This window comes from Pseudomonas sp. NBRC 111123 (assembly GCF_001320205.1).
GTDB classification, from domain to species: Bacteria; Pseudomonadota; Gammaproteobacteria; order Pseudomonadales; family Pseudomonadaceae; genus Aquipseudomonas; species Aquipseudomonas putida_J.
Genome location: NZ_BCAZ01000013.1, coordinates 69,868 through 84,903, shown reverse-complemented (window position 1 = coordinate 84,903; position 15,036 = coordinate 69,868). Strand labels below are relative to the sequence as shown.

The 15,036-nt window shown below is 62.4% G+C and carries 19 protein-coding genes; 13 read left to right on the top strand and 6 right to left on the bottom strand.

Annotated elements, in window-relative coordinates:
* Nucleotides 1-86: 86 nt before the first annotated feature.
* From lptB to APH27_RS09420, 5 genes are read right to left on the bottom strand one after another with little or no spacing between them, the layout of a single operon-like run.
* The gene (gene lptB, locus APH27_RS09440; protein WP_027920214.1) at nt 87-812 is read right to left on the bottom strand and encodes an LPS export ABC transporter ATP-binding protein; all 726 of its coding nucleotides are present in this window, start codon (nt 810-812) and stop codon (nt 87-89) included.
* Nucleotides 813-1,337 (bottom strand): lipopolysaccharide transport periplasmic protein LptA, encoded by a 525-nt coding sequence (gene lptA, locus APH27_RS09435; protein ID WP_027595608.1) that lies wholly within the window; start codon nt 1,335-1,337, stop codon nt 813-815. It lies immediately after the preceding gene.
* On the bottom strand, nt 1,324-1,896 hold the full coding sequence (gene lptC, locus APH27_RS09430; RefSeq protein WP_027920213.1) for an LPS export ABC transporter periplasmic protein LptC: 573 nt from the start codon (nt 1,894-1,896) through the stop codon (nt 1,324-1,326). The genes lptA and lptC overlap by 14 nt, the downstream gene beginning before the upstream one ends.
* 8 nt (nt 1,897-1,904) lie before the next feature.
* Nucleotides 1,905-2,429 (bottom strand): HAD family hydrolase, encoded by a 525-nt coding sequence (locus APH27_RS09425; RefSeq protein ID WP_027920212.1) that lies wholly within the window; start codon nt 2,427-2,429, stop codon nt 1,905-1,907.
* 14 nt (nt 2,430-2,443) lie between these two features.
* A complete protein-coding gene (locus APH27_RS09420) occupies nt 2,444-3,418 on the bottom strand; it encodes a KpsF/GutQ family sugar-phosphate isomerase (RefSeq protein WP_027920211.1) in 975 nt (324 codons plus the stop codon).
* 247 nt (nt 3,419-3,665) lie between these two features.
* Between APH27_RS09420 and APH27_RS09415 the strand changes: the two genes are divergently transcribed.
* From APH27_RS09415 to hisC, 10 genes are all read left to right on the top strand, one after another.
* Entirely contained in the window at nt 3,666-4,475 is an 810-nt protein-coding gene (locus tag APH27_RS09415) for an ATP-binding cassette domain-containing protein (RefSeq protein ID WP_027920210.1), read from the top strand.
* Nucleotides 4,475-5,272: a lipid asymmetry maintenance ABC transporter permease subunit MlaE gene (gene mlaE / locus APH27_RS09410; RefSeq protein ID WP_027920209.1), complete on the top strand. Its 798-nt coding sequence runs from the start codon at nt 4,475-4,477 to the stop codon at nt 5,270-5,272. The genes APH27_RS09415 and mlaE overlap by 1 nt, the downstream gene beginning before the upstream one ends.
* Nucleotides 5,272-5,757, top strand: coding sequence for an outer membrane lipid asymmetry maintenance protein MlaD (gene mlaD, locus APH27_RS09405; RefSeq protein ID WP_027920208.1), 486 nt, complete (start codon nt 5,272-5,274; stop codon nt 5,755-5,757). Before mlaE ends, mlaD begins: the two co-directional genes overlap by 1 nt.
* Before the next feature lie 9 nt (nt 5,758-5,766).
* A complete protein-coding gene (locus APH27_RS09400) occupies nt 5,767-6,414 on the top strand; it encodes a phospholipid-binding protein MlaC (protein WP_027920207.1) in 648 nt (215 codons plus the stop codon).
* The gene (locus tag APH27_RS09395) at nt 6,411-6,713 is read left to right on the top strand and encodes a lipid asymmetry maintenance protein MlaB (RefSeq protein WP_027920206.1); all 303 of its coding nucleotides are present in this window, start codon (nt 6,411-6,413) and stop codon (nt 6,711-6,713) included. The genes APH27_RS09400 and APH27_RS09395 overlap by 4 nt, the downstream gene beginning before the upstream one ends.
* Before the next feature lie 118 nt (nt 6,714-6,831).
* Nucleotides 6,832-7,071 carry a BolA family protein gene (locus APH27_RS09390; protein ID WP_003255121.1) on the top strand — a complete coding sequence of 80 codons (240 nt, stop codon included), beginning with the start codon at nt 6,832-6,834 and terminating at the stop codon, nt 7,069-7,071.
* Between the two features lie 23 nt (nt 7,072-7,094).
* The gene (gene murA / locus APH27_RS09385; protein ID WP_027920205.1) at nt 7,095-8,360 is read left to right on the top strand and encodes a UDP-N-acetylglucosamine 1-carboxyvinyltransferase; all 1,266 of its coding nucleotides are present in this window, start codon (nt 7,095-7,097) and stop codon (nt 8,358-8,360) included.
* Nucleotides 8,361-8,453: 93 nt separating this feature from the next.
* The gene (gene hisG, locus APH27_RS09380; RefSeq protein ID WP_027920204.1) at nt 8,454-9,089 is read left to right on the top strand and encodes an ATP phosphoribosyltransferase; all 636 of its coding nucleotides are present in this window, start codon (nt 8,454-8,456) and stop codon (nt 9,087-9,089) included.
* Nucleotides 9,090-9,225: 136 nt separating this feature from the next.
* Nucleotides 9,226-10,551: a histidinol dehydrogenase gene (gene hisD / locus APH27_RS09375; protein WP_060484650.1), complete on the top strand. Its 1,326-nt coding sequence runs from the start codon at nt 9,226-9,228 to the stop codon at nt 10,549-10,551.
* A 2-nt stretch (nt 10,552-10,553) separates the two neighbouring features.
* Nucleotides 10,554-11,603 (top strand): histidinol-phosphate transaminase, encoded by a 1,050-nt coding sequence (gene hisC, locus APH27_RS09370; protein WP_060484649.1) that lies wholly within the window; start codon nt 10,554-10,556, stop codon nt 11,601-11,603.
* Nucleotides 11,604-11,661: 58 nt separating this feature from the next.
* Here hisC and APH27_RS26365 read toward each other — a convergent pair whose 3' ends face one another.
* Nucleotides 11,662-12,168 (bottom strand): hypothetical protein, encoded by a 507-nt coding sequence (locus APH27_RS26365; RefSeq protein ID WP_156335869.1) that lies wholly within the window; start codon nt 12,166-12,168, stop codon nt 11,662-11,664.
* 275 nt (nt 12,169-12,443) lie between these two features.
* On the opposite strand from APH27_RS26365, the gene APH27_RS09360 reads away from it, so the two are divergent.
* The 3 genes from APH27_RS09360 (at nt 12,444) to APH27_RS09350 (ending at nt 15,019) form a co-directional block, all read left to right on the top strand.
* Complete coding sequence (locus APH27_RS09360) at nt 12,444-13,094, top strand: FadR/GntR family transcriptional regulator (protein ID WP_060484647.1); 651 nt, start codon at nt 12,444-12,446, stop codon at nt 13,092-13,094.
* Nucleotides 13,095-13,107: 13 nt separating this feature from the next.
* On the top strand, nt 13,108-14,388 hold the full coding sequence (locus APH27_RS09355) for an MFS transporter (RefSeq protein WP_060484646.1): 1,281 nt from the start codon (nt 13,108-13,110) through the stop codon (nt 14,386-14,388).
* A 160-nt stretch (nt 14,389-14,548) separates the two neighbouring features.
* Nucleotides 14,549-15,019, top strand: coding sequence for a nuclear transport factor 2 family protein (locus APH27_RS09350; RefSeq protein WP_027920198.1), 471 nt, complete (start codon nt 14,549-14,551; stop codon nt 15,017-15,019).
* Nucleotides 15,020-15,036 lie beyond the last annotated feature (17 nt).

The following is a 15,036-nucleotide window of genomic DNA, read 5'->3' as shown; positions in this document are numbered from 1 at the left end:
CTCAAATTGTAGCGTTTGCCTAGAGCGCTGTAACAACTTAAGCCCCGACAGGGCGTTATTGCCAGCGCTCCAGGCAGATCCCGGGGTCAGAGTCGGAACTCGTGGCCCAGGTAGACTTCCTTGACCAGGTCATTGGCCAGGATGGTCTCGGCGTCACCTTCGGCGATCAGCTGACCATCGTTCACGATGTAGGCGGTTTCGCAGATATCCAAGGTTTCACGGACGTTGTGGTCGGTGATCAGTACACCGATGCCCTTGGCCTTGAGGTGATGGATGATCTGCTTGATGTCGCCCACGGAGATCGGGTCGACACCGGCAAACGGTTCGTCCAGCAGGATGAACTTCGGTGCAGTGGCCAGGGCGCGGGCAATTTCGACCCGGCGGCGTTCACCACCGGAAAGGCTCATGCCGAGGTTGTCGCGGATGTGGCTGATGTGGAATTCCTGCAGCAGGCTTTCCAGTTCTTTGCGCCGGCCTTCGCGGTCGATGTCCTTGCGGGTCTCGAGAATGGCCATGATGTTGTCGGCCACCGACAGCTTGCGGAAGATCGAGGCTTCCTGCGGCAGGTAGCCGATACCGGCGCGGGCGCGCCCGTGCATGGGCTGGTGGCTGACATCGAGGTTATCGATCAGCACGCGCCCCTGGTCGGCCTGGACCAGGCCTACGATCATGTAGAAGCAGGTGGTCTTGCCGGCGCCATTGGGGCCGAGCAGGCCGACGATCTGCCCGCTGTCGATCGACAGGCTGACATCGCGCACGACTTGCCGCCCCTTGTAGCTCTTGGCCAGGTGCTGGGCTTTGAGGGTTGCCATTTACTCGGCCTTCTTCTTCGGCTGGATCACCATGTCGATGCGCTGACGTGGCTGAGTCACGTTGCCACCACGACCGGCGGTCGCAACCTGGGTCTTGGTGTTGTAGACGATCTTCTCGCCTTCGGTGGTGTTGCCTTCGTTCTCGACCTTGGCGCGATCGGTGAGAATCACCGTGTCTTTCTGGGCCTGGTACTGGATGGTCACGGCCCAGCCTTTCATCTTGTCAGGCTTGGCCGTGCTCTGCTGCTGCTCGAAGTAGGCCAGGTTGCCCACCGAAGTCACCACGTCGATGTCGCCGTTGGCGGCACGGGTCATGGTCACGGTGTTGCCTTTGATCATCATCGAGCCCTGGGTGATGATCACATCGCCGGTGTAGGTGGCCACGCCTTGCTTGTCGTCCAGGTGCGCGTTGTCGGCCTGGATGCGAATAGGCTGGTCACGGTCGGTCGGCAGGGCGAAGGCGCTCGCGCTTCCCAGTGCTGCGCTCAGGCTGAGCAAAAGGGGGAGGGTTTTAACGAGCCTCATACTGTCCTCTTACGTTAGAGAGCAAGTCAATCTTGCCTTCTTTCAAATACGCTTTCATTCCTTTGCCCGTAGTTGTGCCACCGGCGCCGTCGATTCTAACGGCTTGCTCGGTCTGCGCATATTGCTTCTGCGGGAATACGGTCATGCGTGAGCTGGTAACGACGAGTTCACGCTGCTTTTCGTCGGTGCGTTGCACGCGGACGTTGTCGATCAGTTCGACCTCGGTGCCATCCGGGTTGACTTCGGCGCGTTCGCTCTGCACATGCCAAGGGTACTCGGTGCCCCGGTACATGTGCAGGTCGGGCGTGGTCAGCAGGGTGACTTCGCTGGCCCTGAGATGCTCGACCTTGTCGGCAGTCATTTCGTACTGCAGCTTGCCGTCGGGCAGGAACTGCACGCTGTGCGCGTTGATCGCGTAATAGTCGATGGCGCTTTCATCAACTTGGGCCGCCGGCTTTTCGAGGAAGCTCTCGGGGCTGACATTCCAGTAGCCGACTGCTACCAGCAGGGCGGCGATCACCGCCAGCAGCGCAAAATTGCGGGCTTTCTTGCTGAACATGGGCAGCCTTAAAGGTAGTTGGCGTTGGCAGCGTCCAGGGTACCCTGGGCCTGCATGATCAGTTCGCAGAATTCGCGTGCAGCGCCTTCGCCGCCGCGAGCCTGGGTTACTCCGTGGGCGTGCTGGCGGACGAACGGTGCGGCGTTGGCGACGGCAATGCCCAGGCCTACCCGGCGAATCACCGGCAGGTCAGGCAGGTCGTCGCCCAGGTAGGCGACCTGTTCATAGCTTAGGCCCAGTTCGGCGAGCAGGCCGTCGAGCACTGTCAATTTGTCCTCGCGGCCCTGATAAAGATGAGGAATGCCGAGGTTTTTCGCCCGGCGCTCTACCACTGGAGTCTTGCGACCACTGATGATTGCCGTGGTCACGCCGGAGGTCATGAGCATTTTGATGCCCTGGCCATCGAGGGTGTTGAAGGTCTTGAATTCGCTGCCATCTTCGAGGAAGTACAGGCGGCCATCGGTGAGTACGCCGTCTACGTCGAAAACGGCGAGCTTGATCGCCTTGCCGCGTTGCATGAGATCTAGAGTCATCTGTTCGTTCTCCTTTACATCACGCCAGCGCGCAGCAGGTCGTGCATGTTCAGGGCGCCGGTCGGCCGGTCGTCCTTGTCCACAACCACCAGGGCGCTGATCTTGTGGTCTTCCATGATTTTCAGCGCTTCGGCGGCGAGCATCTCGGCGCGAGCGGTCCTGCCGTGTACGGTCATCACCTGGTCGATCAGGGTGGTGTGAACATCGATGTTGCGGTCCAGGCTACGGCGCAGGTCGCCATCGGTGAAGATACCGGCGAGGGTGCCGTCCTGCTCCAGGACCACGGTCATGCCCAGGCCCTTGCGCGACATTTCGAGCAGGGCATCCTTGAGCAGTGTACCGCGCTGAACCTGTGGTAGCTCGTCGCCGGCATGCATGACGTTCTCGACCTTGAGCAGCAGGCGGCGGCCCAGTGCACCGCCGGGGTGCGAGAAGGCGAAGTCTTCTGCGGTGAAACCGCGCGCCTCGAGCAGTGCGATGGCGAGCGCGTCGCCCAGCACCAGCGCGGCAGTGGTGGAGGAGGTCGGCGCCAGATTCAGCGGGCAGGCTTCCTGGGCAACGCGTGCGTCGAGGTTGACCTCGGCGGCCTGGGCCAGTGGCGAGTCCGGGTTGCCGGTCAGGCTGATCAGCTGGATACCGAGGCGCTTGATCAATGGCAGCAAAGTAACGATTTCGGCTGTGCTGCCGGAGTTTGACAGCGCCAGGATCACATCATCCCGGGTGATCATGCCCATGTCGCCGTGGCTGGCTTCGGCCGGGTGCACGAAAAATGCCGGGGTGCCGGTGCTGGCCAGGGTGGCGGCGATCTTGTTGCCGATATGCCCAGACTTGCCCATGCCGACCACCACCACCCGCCCTGTGCTGGCGAGGATCAGCTCGCAGGCCTTGACGAAATTCGCGTCGATGCTGGCTGTCAGGCCCTGTACGGCCTCCAGCTCAAGGCGCAAGGTGCGTTGGGCGGATTGGATAAGCTCGCTGGATTGGCTCATGTCGAAAAGCAATGCCTGATTAAAAGGCGGCGATTATAGCTGCAATGGAGGAAAGCCTCATCCATTGGTTTGCCTGAACAATTGTCATGAAACCCTGTCGTTGCCCTGAACGACCTGTTCCACACCCTTGGGGGCGCACGGTCAGCGGTGCTATAGTTCGCCGCTATTCGGCCTGCCAAGGGTGCGTGTGCCTTCACGATGAAGGCCGGCGTCCATTAGTGCGAGGCTGCACTAGCAAGGAGTCTAGATGAGTGTGGATAGCGCCTACGCGGTCGAGTTGAAGGGAGTCACCTTCAAGCGCGGTTCGCGCAGCATTTTCAGCAATGTCGACATCCGTATCCCGCGTGGCAAGGTAACCGGGATCATGGGGCCGTCGGGTTGCGGCAAGACCACGCTGCTACGCCTTATGGGCGCGCAGCTACGGCCGTCGAGCGGTGAAGTGTGGGTGGCGGGGCAGAACCTGCCGAGCCTGTCGCGCAGCGACCTGTTCGACGCACGCAAGCACATGGGCGTGTTGTTCCAGAGCGGTGCGCTGTTTACCGATCTCGACGTGTTCGAGAACGTGGCATTTCCTTTGCGCGTGCATACCCAGCTTTCGGACGAAATGATCCGGGACATCGTCTTGATGAAACTGCAGGCCGTTGGCCTGCGCGGTGCCATCGACCTGATGCCTGACGAGCTGTCCGGCGGCATGAAGCGTCGGGTGGCGCTGGCTCGGGCGATTGCCCTGGATCCGCAGATCCTCATGTACGATGAACCGTTCGTCGGCCAGGACCCAATTGCCATGGGCGTGCTCGTGCGGCTGATCCGCCTGCTCAACGATGCCCTGGGTATCACCAGTATCGTGGTTTCCCACGACCTGGCCGAAACCGCCAGTATCGCCGACTACCTCTATGTGGTCGGTGACGGCCAGGTGTTGGGCCAGGGTACGCCAGACGAGCTGATGGGGTCGGACAACCCGCGCATTCGCCAGTTCATGAAAGGCGACCCGGACGGCCCGGTGCCATTCCACTTTCCCGCGCCTGACTACCGCGCCGATCTGCTGGGGGCGCGGTGATGCGCAGAAAATCCTTACTCGAACGTATCCGCCTGCTGGGGCGCTCGGCGATCGACGTGGTGGCGGTGCTCGGGCGTTCGTGCCTGTTCCTGTTCCATGCACTGATCGGTCGCGGCGGCATTGGCGGCGGTTTCCAGTTGCTGACCAAGCAGTTGTACTCGGTGGGCGTGCTGTCGCTGGCGATCATCGTCGTTTCCGGCGTTTTCATCGGCATGGTGCTGGCCCTGCAGGGCTACAGCATCCTGACCAAGTACGGCTCCGAGCAGGCGGTCGGGCAAATGGTCGCCCTGACCCTGCTGCGTGAGCTCGGTCCGGTGGTCACCGCGCTGTTGTTCGCCGGCCGCGCCGGTTCTGCGCTTACCGCCGAAATCGGCAACATGAAGTCCACCGAGCAGTTGTCGAGCCTGGAAATGATCGGCGTCGACCCGCTCAAGTACATCGTCGCGCCACGCCTGTGGGCCGGTTTCATCTCGCTGCCGCTGCTGGCGTTGATCTTCAGCGTGGTCGGTATCTGGGGGGGGTCGTGGGTCGCAGTTGACTGGCTGGGCGTTTACGAAGGCTCGTTCTGGGGCAACATGCAGAACAGCGTTTCCTTTACCGACGACGTGCTCAACGGGCTGATCAAGAGCCTGGTATTCGCCTTCGTCACGACCTGGATTGCCGTATTCCAGGGGTACGACTGCGAACCCACCTCAGAGGGGATCAGCCGCGCCACCACCAAGACCGTGGTCTATGCCTCGTTGGCAGTACTGGGTCTGGACTTTATTCTGACCGCCTTGATGTTTGGAGATTTCTGATGCAAAACCGCACCCTGGAAATCGGTGTCGGCCTGTTCCTCCTGGCCGGGATCCTGGCACTGCTGCTGCTGGCCCTGCGTGTCAGCGGGCTGTCGGCCAGCCCGAGCAGCGATACCTATAAAGTTTATGCGTACTTCGACAATATCGCCGGTTTGACGGTCAGAGCTAAAGTGACCATGGCCGGTGTAACGATCGGCAAGGTCACCGCCATCGATCTGGACCGTGATTCCTACACCGGCCGGGTGACGCTGCAATTGGACAAGGCGGTCAACAACCTGCCGACCGACTCCACTGCTTCGATCCTGACCGCCGGCTTGCTTGGCGAGAAGTACATCGGTATCAGCGTGGGCGGCGAAGAAGATGTGCTCAAGGATGGTGCCACCATCCATGACACGCAGTCGGCGCTGGTGCTGGAAGATCTGATTGGCAAGTTCCTGCTCAACTCCGTTGGCAAGGAACCAAAAGAAGCGCAACCGGCTAATTAAGGAGTTTCCATGATTTCGATCCTGCGACGTGGCCTGCTGGTGTTGCTGGCGGCCTTCCCTCTGATGGCCTTGGCCGCGCAGTCGCCGCACGACGTGGTGCAGAGCACCACCACCGAACTGCTTGGCGATCTCAAGGCCAACAAGGAGCAGTACAAGGCCAACCCTAACGCCTTCTACGATGCGCTCAACCGCATCCTTGGCCCGGTGGTGGACGCCGACGGTATTTCCAAGAGCATCATGACCGTCAAGTACTCGCGCAAGGCGACCCCTGCGCAGATGCAGCGCTTCCAGGAAAACTTCAAGCGCAGCCTGATGCAGTTCTATGGCAATGCGCTGCTCGAGTACAACAACCAGGGCATCACCGTCGACCCGGCCAAGGCTGATGACGGCAAGCGCGCCAGTGTCGGCATGAAGGTCACCGGCAACAACGGTGCCGTGTACCCGGTGCAGTACACCCTGGAAAACCTGGGTGGCGAGTGGAAGGTGCGTAACGTCATCGTCAACGGCATCAACGTTGGCAAGCTGTTCCGCGACCAGTTCGCCGACGCCATGCAGCGCAACGGCAATGACCTGGACAAGACCATTGACGGCTGGGCCGGCGAAGTGGCCAAGGCCAAGGAAGCTGCCGACAACTCGCCAGAGAAGACCGTCAAATGAGCGAAGCCGCTGTAACCATGGCCGAGCCGGGCGTGCTGTGCCTGGCCGGCGAACTGGATTACCGCAGCGGGCCGGCCCTGCGCACGCAGGGCAAGGCGCTGATCGGCGCCTGCCGTGAGGCGCGCCTGGTGCTGGACTGTTCGGCTGTGGGGCGCTCCACCAGTGTCGGCCTGTCGCTGCTGCTGGCGTTCATCCGTGATGCCCAGGCAGCCGGCAAGGCTTTCGAGGTGCGCGGCATGCCCGACGACATGCGGGAGATTGCCGGGGTTTATGACCTCGACGAGGTGCTGGCAAGCTGATGGCTTGGCAGTGACGAGAGGCCCCTCGGTCGCGAGCCCCTTCGTTGGGCTTCGCAGGCGAGGGGCTTTTTTGTATGATGGCCGACCCGTGCGCATCGGGCGCCGATTGAGGTTGAGCATGCAGGCCGTAGAAGTTAAGAGCTTCCTTGAAGAGAAATTGCCGGGATCCCGGGTCGAAGTTGAAGGCGAAGGCTGCAACTTCCAGTTGAACGTGATCAGCGACGAGTTGGCTGGCCTGAGCCCGGTCAAACGTCAGCAGGCGATCTATGCTCACCTGAATCCGTGGATTGCCAATGGCAGCATCCATGCGGTAACCATGAAATTTTTCAGCAGCGCAGCCTGGGCTGAGCGCACCTGAGCCAACTTGGCGGCGAGACACCAATGGACAAACTGATTATTACTGGCGGCGCTCGTCTTGACGGCGAGATCCGTATTTCCGGCGCGAAGAACGCGGCTCTGCCGATCCTGGCGGCGACCTTGCTGGCCGATGGCCCGGTCACCGTGGGCAACCTGCCGCACCTGCACGACATCACCACCATGATCGAGCTGTTCGGGCGCATGGGCATCGAGCCTGTGATCGACGAAAAGCTGGCGGTGGAAATCGATCCGCGCACCATCAAGACCCTGGTAGCCCCTTACGAGCTGGTCAAGACCATGCGCGCCTCGATCCTGGTGCTCGGCCCTATGGTCGCGCGCTTCGGTGAAGCCGAAGTGGCACTGCCAGGTGGCTGCGCAATCGGTTCGCGCCCGGTCGACCTGCACATCCGTGGCCTCGAGGCCATGGGCGCGCATATCGAGGTCGAAGGCGGCTACATCAAGGCCAAGGCGCCTGAGGGCGGCCTGCGCGGCGCGCACTTCTTCTTCGACACCGTCAGCGTGACCGGTACCGAGAACATCATGATGGCCGCTGCCCTGGCCAAAGGCCGCAGCGTGCTGCAGAACGCTGCGCGCGAGCCTGAAGTGGTCGACCTGGCCAACTTCATCAACGCCATGGGCGGCAAGGTCCAGGGCGCCGGTACCGATACCATCACCATCGATGGCGTCGAGCGCCTGCACTCGGCCAGCTACCGTGTAATGCCTGACCGTATCGAGACGGGTACCTACCTGGTCGCCGCTGCCGTGACCGGCGGTCGCGTCAAGGTCAAGGACACCGATCCGACCATCCTCGAGGCGGTTCTGGAAAAACTGAAGGAAGCGGGCGCCGACCTCACTACCGGTGAGGACTGGATCGAACTGGACATGCACGGCAAGCGGCCGAAAGCCGTCAACCTGCGCACCGCCCCGTATCCGGCGTTCCCGACCGACATGCAGGCGCAGTTCATCTCGCTGAACGCCATCGCCGAAGGCACTGGCGCAGTCATCGAGACGATCTTCGAAAACCGCTTCATGCATGTGTACGAAATGCACCGCATGGGCGCGCAGATCCAGGTCGAAGGCAACACCGCGATCGTCACTGGCGTACCGGCCCTCAAAGGGGCTCCGGTCATGGCCACCGACCTGCGTGCATCCGCCAGCCTGGTGCTGTCGGCGCTGGTCGCCGAAGGCGACACCCTGATCGACCGCATCTACCACATCGACCGTGGTTACGAGTGCATCGAGGAAAAACTGCAGATGCTCGGCGCGAAAATCCGCCGCGTACCGGGCTAGTCGCCCGCTGGCACAGGGACGTGCCATTCGAATTGAATGCGGTCGGGCGATAGTAGCCCGGCCGGCAGTAGCCGCTTAAGGACCGACGTTCCAATGTTGACCATCGCGCTTTCCAAAGGCCGTATTCTCGACGATACCCTGCCATTGCTGGCCGAGGCCGGCATCGTGCCGACCGAGAACCCGGACAAGAGCCGCAAGCTGATCATCCCCACCACGCAGGACGACGTGCGCCTGCTGATCGTGCGTGCCACCGACGTGCCGACCTATGTCGAGCATGGTGCTGCCGACCTCGGTGTGGCTGGCAAGGACGTGCTGATGGAGTACGGCGGCCAGGGCCTGTATGAACCGCTGGACCTGCAGATTGCCCGCTGCAAGCTGATGACCGCCGGTGTGGTTGGTGCGCCCGAGCCCAAGGGGCGCCTGCGCGTCGCCACCAAGTTCGTCAACGTGGCCAAGCGTTATTACGCCGAACAAGGCCGCCAGGTCGACATCATCAAGCTGTATGGTTCGATGGAGCTGGCGCCACTGATCAACCTCGCCGACAAGATCATCGACGTGGTCGACACCGGTAATACCCTGCGTGCCAACGGCCTGGAGCCCCAGGAACTGATCGCCACGATCAGTTCGCGCCTGGTGGTCAACAAGGCCTCCATGAAGATGCAGCACGCCCGCATCCAAAGCCTGATCGACACGCTGCGCAAAGCAGTCGAATCGCGACACCGCGGCTAAGACTCTCTACCTCCTGCGCGCGGCCTTCGCTGTCGCGCCCGTCTATCCGCGTCATAGCCACTTTTCTCGGGTGCCCGCGCGGATGGACTGGTAGCCTAGGGCGCCTGAGCATTCGCTAATAATCGAGGCCCTCGCCATGACCGTGTCCACTGCAATTGCCCGTCTCAACGCTGCTGATCCGGATTTCGCCCGACATCTGGATCATCTGCTGAGCTGGGAAAGTGTGTCCGATGACGCGGTCAACCAGCGCGTGCTCGACATCATCAAGGCCGTGCGTGAGCGCGGTGATGCCGCGCTGGTGGAATTCACCCAGCGTTTCGATGGCGTTGACGCCACGTCCATCGACGACTTGATTCTCGGCCGCGAGCGCCTGGAGCTGGCCCTGACTCGCATCACCGACGCCCAGCGTGAAGCGCTGGAGAACGCCGCCAATCGCGTGCGCCTGTACCACGAGCGGCAGAAGCAGGACTCCTGGCAGTACACCGAAGCTGACGGCACCGTGCTCGGCCAGAAAGTCACCCCGCTGGACCGGGCCGGCCTGTACGTGCCTGGTGGCAAGGCGTCGTACCCGTCGTCGGTGCTGATGAACGCCATTCCGGCCAAGGTCGCTGGCGTTACCGAAGTGGTGATGGTGGTGCCGACCCCACGTGGCGAGGTCAATGAACTGGTGCTGGCCGCCGCCTGCATTGCCGGTGTCGACCGGGTGTTCACTGTTGGTGGTGCCCAGGCCGTTGCGGCCCTGGCTTATGGCACTGAAAGTGTGCCGCAGGTGGACAAGATTGTCGGCCCGGGCAATATCTACGTGGCCACCGCCAAGCGCCACGTGTTCGGCCAGGTCGGCATCGACATGATCGCTGGCCCTTCGGAAATCCTCGTGGTGTGCGACGGCCAGACTGACCCGGACTGGATCGCCATGGACCTGTTCTCCCAGGCCGAGCACGATGAAGACGCCCAGGCCATCCTGGTCAGCCCGGATGCTGCGTTCCTCGACCGCGTGGCCGCGAGCATCGACAAGCTGCTGCCGACCATGGAGCGTGCCGAGATCATCGAGAAATCGATCAATGGCCGTGGTGCGCTGATCCAGGTGCGTGACATGCAGCAGGCCATCGAGGTGGCGAACCGCATTGCCCCTGAGCACCTGGAGCTGTCGGTCGCCGACCCGCAAGCCTGGTTGCCGCAGATCCGCCACGCCGGCGCGATCTTCATGGGCCGCCACACCAGCGAAGCGCTGGGCGACTACTGCGCCGGCCCCAACCACGTGCTGCCGACTTCCGGCACCGCGCGTTTCTCGTCGCCGCTGGGGGTGTATGACTTCCAGAAGCGCTCGTCGATCATCTTCTGCTCCGAGCAGGGTGCGTCCGAGCTCGGCCACACTGCCTCGGTCCTGGCCCGTGGCGAGTCGCTGACCGCCCACGCCCGTAGCGCTGAATACCGCATCCTGACCCAAGACAAGGGGAACTGAGCATGAGTCGATTCTGGAGCCCCTTCGTCAAGGCGTTGGTACCTTACGTGCCGGGCGAGCAGCCCAAAATGGCCCGCCTGGTGAAGCTGAACACCAACGAGAACCCGTATGGCCCGTCGCCCAAGGCGCTGGAGGCCATGCGTGCGGAACTGAACGACAACCTGCGCCTTTATCCGGACCCGAACAGTGACCGGCTCAAGCAGGCGGTGGCCGAGTACTACGGCGTCACCCCGGCCCAGGTATTTGTCGGCAACGGCTCGGACGAAGTGCTGGCGCACATTTTCCACGGTTTGTTCCAGCACGATCGCGGTCCGCTGCTGTTCCCGGATGTCAGCTACAGCTTCTATCCGGTCTACTGTGGCCTGTATGGCATCGGGTTCGAGCAGGTGGCACTGGACGAGCAATTCCAGATCCGCATCGCCGACTACGCCAAGGTCAATGCCGGGATCATCTTCCCCAACCCTAACGCGCCAACCGGCTGCCTGCTGCCGCTGCAAGCGATAGAGCAGTTGCTGCAGGCCAACCGTGATTCGGTCGTGGTGGTGGATGAAGCCTACATCGACTTCGGTGGTGAGACGGCTATCAGCCTGGTGGACCGCTACGACAACCTGCTGGTGACCCAGACCCTGTCGAAATCGCGCTCGCTGGCCGGGCTGCGGGTTGGTCTGGCTGTCGGCCACCCGGACCTGATCGAAGCGCTGGAACGGATCAAGAACAGCTTCAACTCCTATCCGTTGGACCGTATGGCCATCGTGGGTGCAGCGGCGGCGTTCGAAGATCAGGCCTACTTCGAGGAAACCTGCCGCAAGGTAATCGACAGCCGTGAAGCGCTGGTCGAGCAACTGGTGGCGAAGGGCTTCGAAGTGCTGCCATCGGCGGCCAACTTCATCTTCGCCCGCCATCCGCAACAGGATGCCGCGCAGCTGGCGGCGCGTCTGCGTGAGCAAGGGGTGATCGTGCGTCACTTCAAACAGGAGCGGATTGCCCAGTTCCTGCGTATTACCATTGGCACGCCAGAGATGAACCAGGCGTTGATCGATGCGCTGAACTGAGCATGGCGTACCGCAGGGGCGGGCGAGCTCGCTCCTGCAGACCATGCCGCGTATATCACTAGCGGCTTTGCTCGATGATGAATGGCTTGCTGACCGGCCGGGTTCGCACGGCTATCGGTGTGTCATCAAGCTCGAGCACATAGTCGCTGGCCTGGCGCATGCCCTGTGGATCAGTCCATTGCTGCAGGTAAGCCGGGACGTTCGCGACTATCTGGTCATTTTTGTGAATGATCACAGTGCCTTGTGAGTCGCTGTTCCACAACAGCTTGGCGTCACCTTCAATAGCCCGTGCTTTCCGTACGCCGGTGGTGCCCAGCAGCGGCGTACCATCCAGTTTCCATTCCGGCAGCAGGTCGAGCCCCATGTGCCTGAGCACAGTCGAGGCCACCGACATTTGCGCCGCGTAGCCATACAAGTTGTTGGGCCCAGGATTGTCCTGCGGAATGCTCGGTTGGTTCAGTGCTGACAGTGGCCTGCTCGCTGGCCCGGCCGGTAATACCGCCCGCATAGGCCTTGCCGTAAAACAGGTGCTTATGCAGGTTTGTGTCGCCGCCCAGTTTTTCATAGTGCTGCAACTATGCCGATGATCAGTGTCTTGGGTTGCGTTGGCGGTTGTCTCTGGTCGCAGCCTTTGGAAGACAGGCCGAGCAGCCGTATGGCTGCAACCCGTGCAACCAACCGCAGCACGTTGGAAGTGAGCATGAACGGGGCCTTGATGGCGTGGAGCCAAGCGTTGCAACAAGGCATTGAACTGGCAACTGGTAGCAATGCCAGTTGAATTGATGTCCGGAACGCGTTCCATTATGCTCGGGCAATTCATCGGATGATTGGTTGAATGAAATGAACAGTGAATTGACCAAGCGTTCATTGGTCGAGTTGGCCGTGGAGCGCATGCGTGAGCGGATTGTGCAAGGCGACTGGCAAGTCGGGCAGCGGCTACCGACCGAGCCGGTGCTGGCACTGGAGTTGGGCATCAGCCGCAACACTGTGCGCGAGGCCATGCGTGTGCTCGCATTCAGTGGCCTGGTGGAAATCCGCCAGGGTGACGGCAGTTACTTGCGTACATGCCAGGACCCGCTGCAGGCCGTGCAGGCGATGTCGCGCTGCACCCTGGAGCAGGCCCGCGAGACTCGGCACATCCTCGAAACCGAGGCGATCGGCCTTGCGGCATTGCGCCGTACCGACGAAGACTTGCAAGGCTTGCGTGCGGCACTGACCGACAGTGCCGAGCACTTTCACGGTGATGTCGATGCCTATGTCAGTTGCGACCTGGTGTTCCACCAGCGGTTGATCGACGCCGCGCACAACCCGGCTCTGAGCGAGCTGTACCGTTACTTTTCCGGTGTGGTGGCCGCCGCGCTGCAACACAACATGGCGACCGTGCCGCGCAGCCAGGCGACTTTCGACCTGCACGGGCAGATCCTCGACGCCATCGAACAACGCGATCCGGAGCGGGCCAAGGCCCTGAGCCGGACCCTCATCGAATCCTGAAGACGAGAAGGCCATGGCTGAACCAATGACCCGAGACGCGCCTGCCCGCGAGCGAGACCTGGAAGAACTGCTGATCGACGCCGAAGCCGACGATGCCCAGGTGCAACAACAACCGCCGGCTCTGCGGCGGCCTTGGCTGTTGCTGCTGGGCCTTGTGCTGGTGGCGTTGAACCTGCGCCCGGCGTTGTCGAGCATGGCGCCTGTGCTTGGCCAGGTCGCCGTGGGGCTCGGCCTGAATGCCTCCGAGGCTGGCCTGCTGACCACCTTGCCGGTGCTCTGCCTGGGGCTGTTCGCACCGCTGGCGCCGGTCCTGGCGCGCCGCTTTGGCAGCGAGCGGGTGATCCTTGGCATCCTCCTCACCCTGGCGTTGGGTATCGTGGTGCGCAGCGCCCTGGGGGCTGCCGGCGTATTCATCGGCAGCGTGATGGCCGGGGCCAGCATCGGCATCATCGGCGTACTGCTGCCGGGTATCGTCAAGCGCGATTTCCCGCAGCATGCGGGTACGCTGACTGGCGTCTACACCATGGCCCTGTGCCTGGGGGCGGCCATGGCGGCCGGGGCCACCGTGCCGCTGACCCAGCATTTCGATGACAACTGGGCCCTTGGCCTGGGCTTCTGGATGATACCGGCGCTGCTGGCCATGCTCATCTGGTTGCCGCAAGCGCGCCAGGGCCACGGCATGCACAAGGTCGCCTACCGGGTGCGGGGGCTTTGGCGTGATCCGCTGGCGTGGCAGGTAACGCTGTACATGGGGTTGCAGTCGTCACTGGCGTACATCGTCTTTGGCTGGTTGCCGTCGATTCTCATCGGCCGTGGCCTGAGCCCGACCGAGGCCGGCCTGGTGCTGTCCGGGTCGGTGATCGTGCAGCTGGTCAGCTCGCTGAGTGCCCCCTGGCTGGCGACCCGCGGCAAGGACCAGCGCCTGGCCATCGTGATCGTGATGCTGGTGACCTTGGCGGGCCTGTTCGGTTGCCTGTATGCACCTGTCGACGGGCTGTGGGGCTGGGCGGTGCTGTTGGGGCTGGGGCAGGGCGGTACCTTTGCCCTGGCGTTGACACTGATCGTGCTGCGCTCGAAGGATGCCCATGTGGCGGCGAACCTGTCGAGCATGGCCCAGGGTGTGGGTTATACCCTGGCGTCCATGGGCCCGTTTGCGGTCGGCCTGGTGCATGACGTGACCGGGGGCTGGGCGGCGGTGGGCTGGATTTTCGCTGTGCTTGGCGTCGGGGCGATCGTGTTTGGGCTTGGTGCTGGGCGGGCTATGCATGTGCAGGTGACCAGCGAAAAGCTCTGACATTGAGGGTGGCCTTACAGGCCTCTTCGCGGGCAAGCCCGCTCCCACAGGGATCGCGACGACCGTGGGAGCGGTCTTGCCCACGAAGAGGCCGGTACTGGCGTATGCAGGCGGGGCAGATTATCGTGCAACTTCCCATTCCCAGGACGGACCAGCCCCCATGAGCGACGCCAACCGTGACCTGATCACCCGCTTCTATCAGGCCTTTCAGCGCCTGGACGCCGAGGCCATGGTGGCCTGCTACAGCGACGACATCGTCTTCAGCGACCCGGTATTCGGCACCCTGCGCGGCCGCGATGCCGGCGACATGTGGCGCATGCTCACCACCCGTGCCAAGGATTTCTCGCTGACGTTCGATCAGGTCCAAGCCGACCAGCGCAGCGGCTGTGCCCACTGGGTTGCCACCTACCTGTTCAGCCAGACTGGCCGCACCGTGGTCAACGATATCCAGGCGCGCTTCGTCATGCGCGACGGGCTGATCTGCCAGCATGACGACAGCTTCGACCTGTGGCGCTGGTCACGTCAGGCACTGGGAACGCCAGGGCTGTTGCTGGGCTGGTCGCCTATGCTGCAGAACAAGGTGCGCCAGCAGGCTTTCAAAGGCCTGCGAGCGTTCCAGCAAGCGAGTTGAGCGGTTAAGCTGTCGGC

Coding starts and splice junctions, on each gene's coding strand:
- lptA (WP_027595608.1), bottom strand. CDS start 1,337: ATGAGGCTCGTTAAAACCCTCCCCCTTTTGCTCAGCCTGAGCGCAGCA.
- APH27_RS09425 (WP_027920212.1), bottom strand. CDS start 2,429: ATGACTCTAGATCTCATGCAACGCGGCAAGGCGATCAAGCTCGCCGTT.
- APH27_RS09400 (WP_027920207.1), top strand. CDS start 5,767: ATGATTTCGATCCTGCGACGTGGCCTGCTGGTGTTGCTGGCGGCCTTC.
- APH27_RS09355 (WP_060484646.1), top strand. CDS start 13,108: ATGGCTGAACCAATGACCCGAGACGCGCCTGCCCGCGAGCGAGACCTG.
- APH27_RS09350 (WP_027920198.1), top strand. CDS start 14,549: ATGAGCGACGCCAACCGTGACCTGATCACCCGCTTCTATCAGGCCTTT.
- APH27_RS09360 (WP_060484647.1), top strand. CDS start 12,444: ATGAACAGTGAATTGACCAAGCGTTCATTGGTCGAGTTGGCCGTGGAG.
- hisD (WP_060484650.1), top strand. CDS start 9,226: ATGACCGTGTCCACTGCAATTGCCCGTCTCAACGCTGCTGATCCGGAT.
- hisG (WP_027920204.1), top strand. CDS start 8,454: ATGTTGACCATCGCGCTTTCCAAAGGCCGTATTCTCGACGATACCCTG.
- APH27_RS09395 (WP_027920206.1), top strand. CDS start 6,411: ATGAGCGAAGCCGCTGTAACCATGGCCGAGCCGGGCGTGCTGTGCCTG.
- APH27_RS09420 (WP_027920211.1), bottom strand. CDS start 3,418: ATGAGCCAATCCAGCGAGCTTATCCAATCCGCCCAACGCACCTTGCGC.
- lptC (WP_027920213.1), bottom strand. CDS start 1,896: ATGTTCAGCAAGAAAGCCCGCAATTTTGCGCTGCTGGCGGTGATCGCC.
- murA (WP_027920205.1), top strand. CDS start 7,095: ATGGACAAACTGATTATTACTGGCGGCGCTCGTCTTGACGGCGAGATC.
- APH27_RS26365 (WP_156335869.1), bottom strand. CDS start 12,168: ATGAAAAACTGGGCGGCGACACAAACCTGCATAAGCACCTGTTTTACG.
- APH27_RS09415 (WP_027920210.1), top strand. CDS start 3,666: ATGAGTGTGGATAGCGCCTACGCGGTCGAGTTGAAGGGAGTCACCTTC.
- mlaE (WP_027920209.1), top strand. CDS start 4,475: ATGCGCAGAAAATCCTTACTCGAACGTATCCGCCTGCTGGGGCGCTCG.
- APH27_RS09390 (WP_003255121.1), top strand. CDS start 6,832: ATGCAGGCCGTAGAAGTTAAGAGCTTCCTTGAAGAGAAATTGCCGGGA.
- lptB (WP_027920214.1), bottom strand. CDS start 812: ATGGCAACCCTCAAAGCCCAGCACCTGGCCAAGAGCTACAAGGGGCGG.
- hisC (WP_060484649.1), top strand. CDS start 10,554: ATGAGTCGATTCTGGAGCCCCTTCGTCAAGGCGTTGGTACCTTACGTG.
- mlaD (WP_027920208.1), top strand. CDS start 5,272: ATGCAAAACCGCACCCTGGAAATCGGTGTCGGCCTGTTCCTCCTGGCC.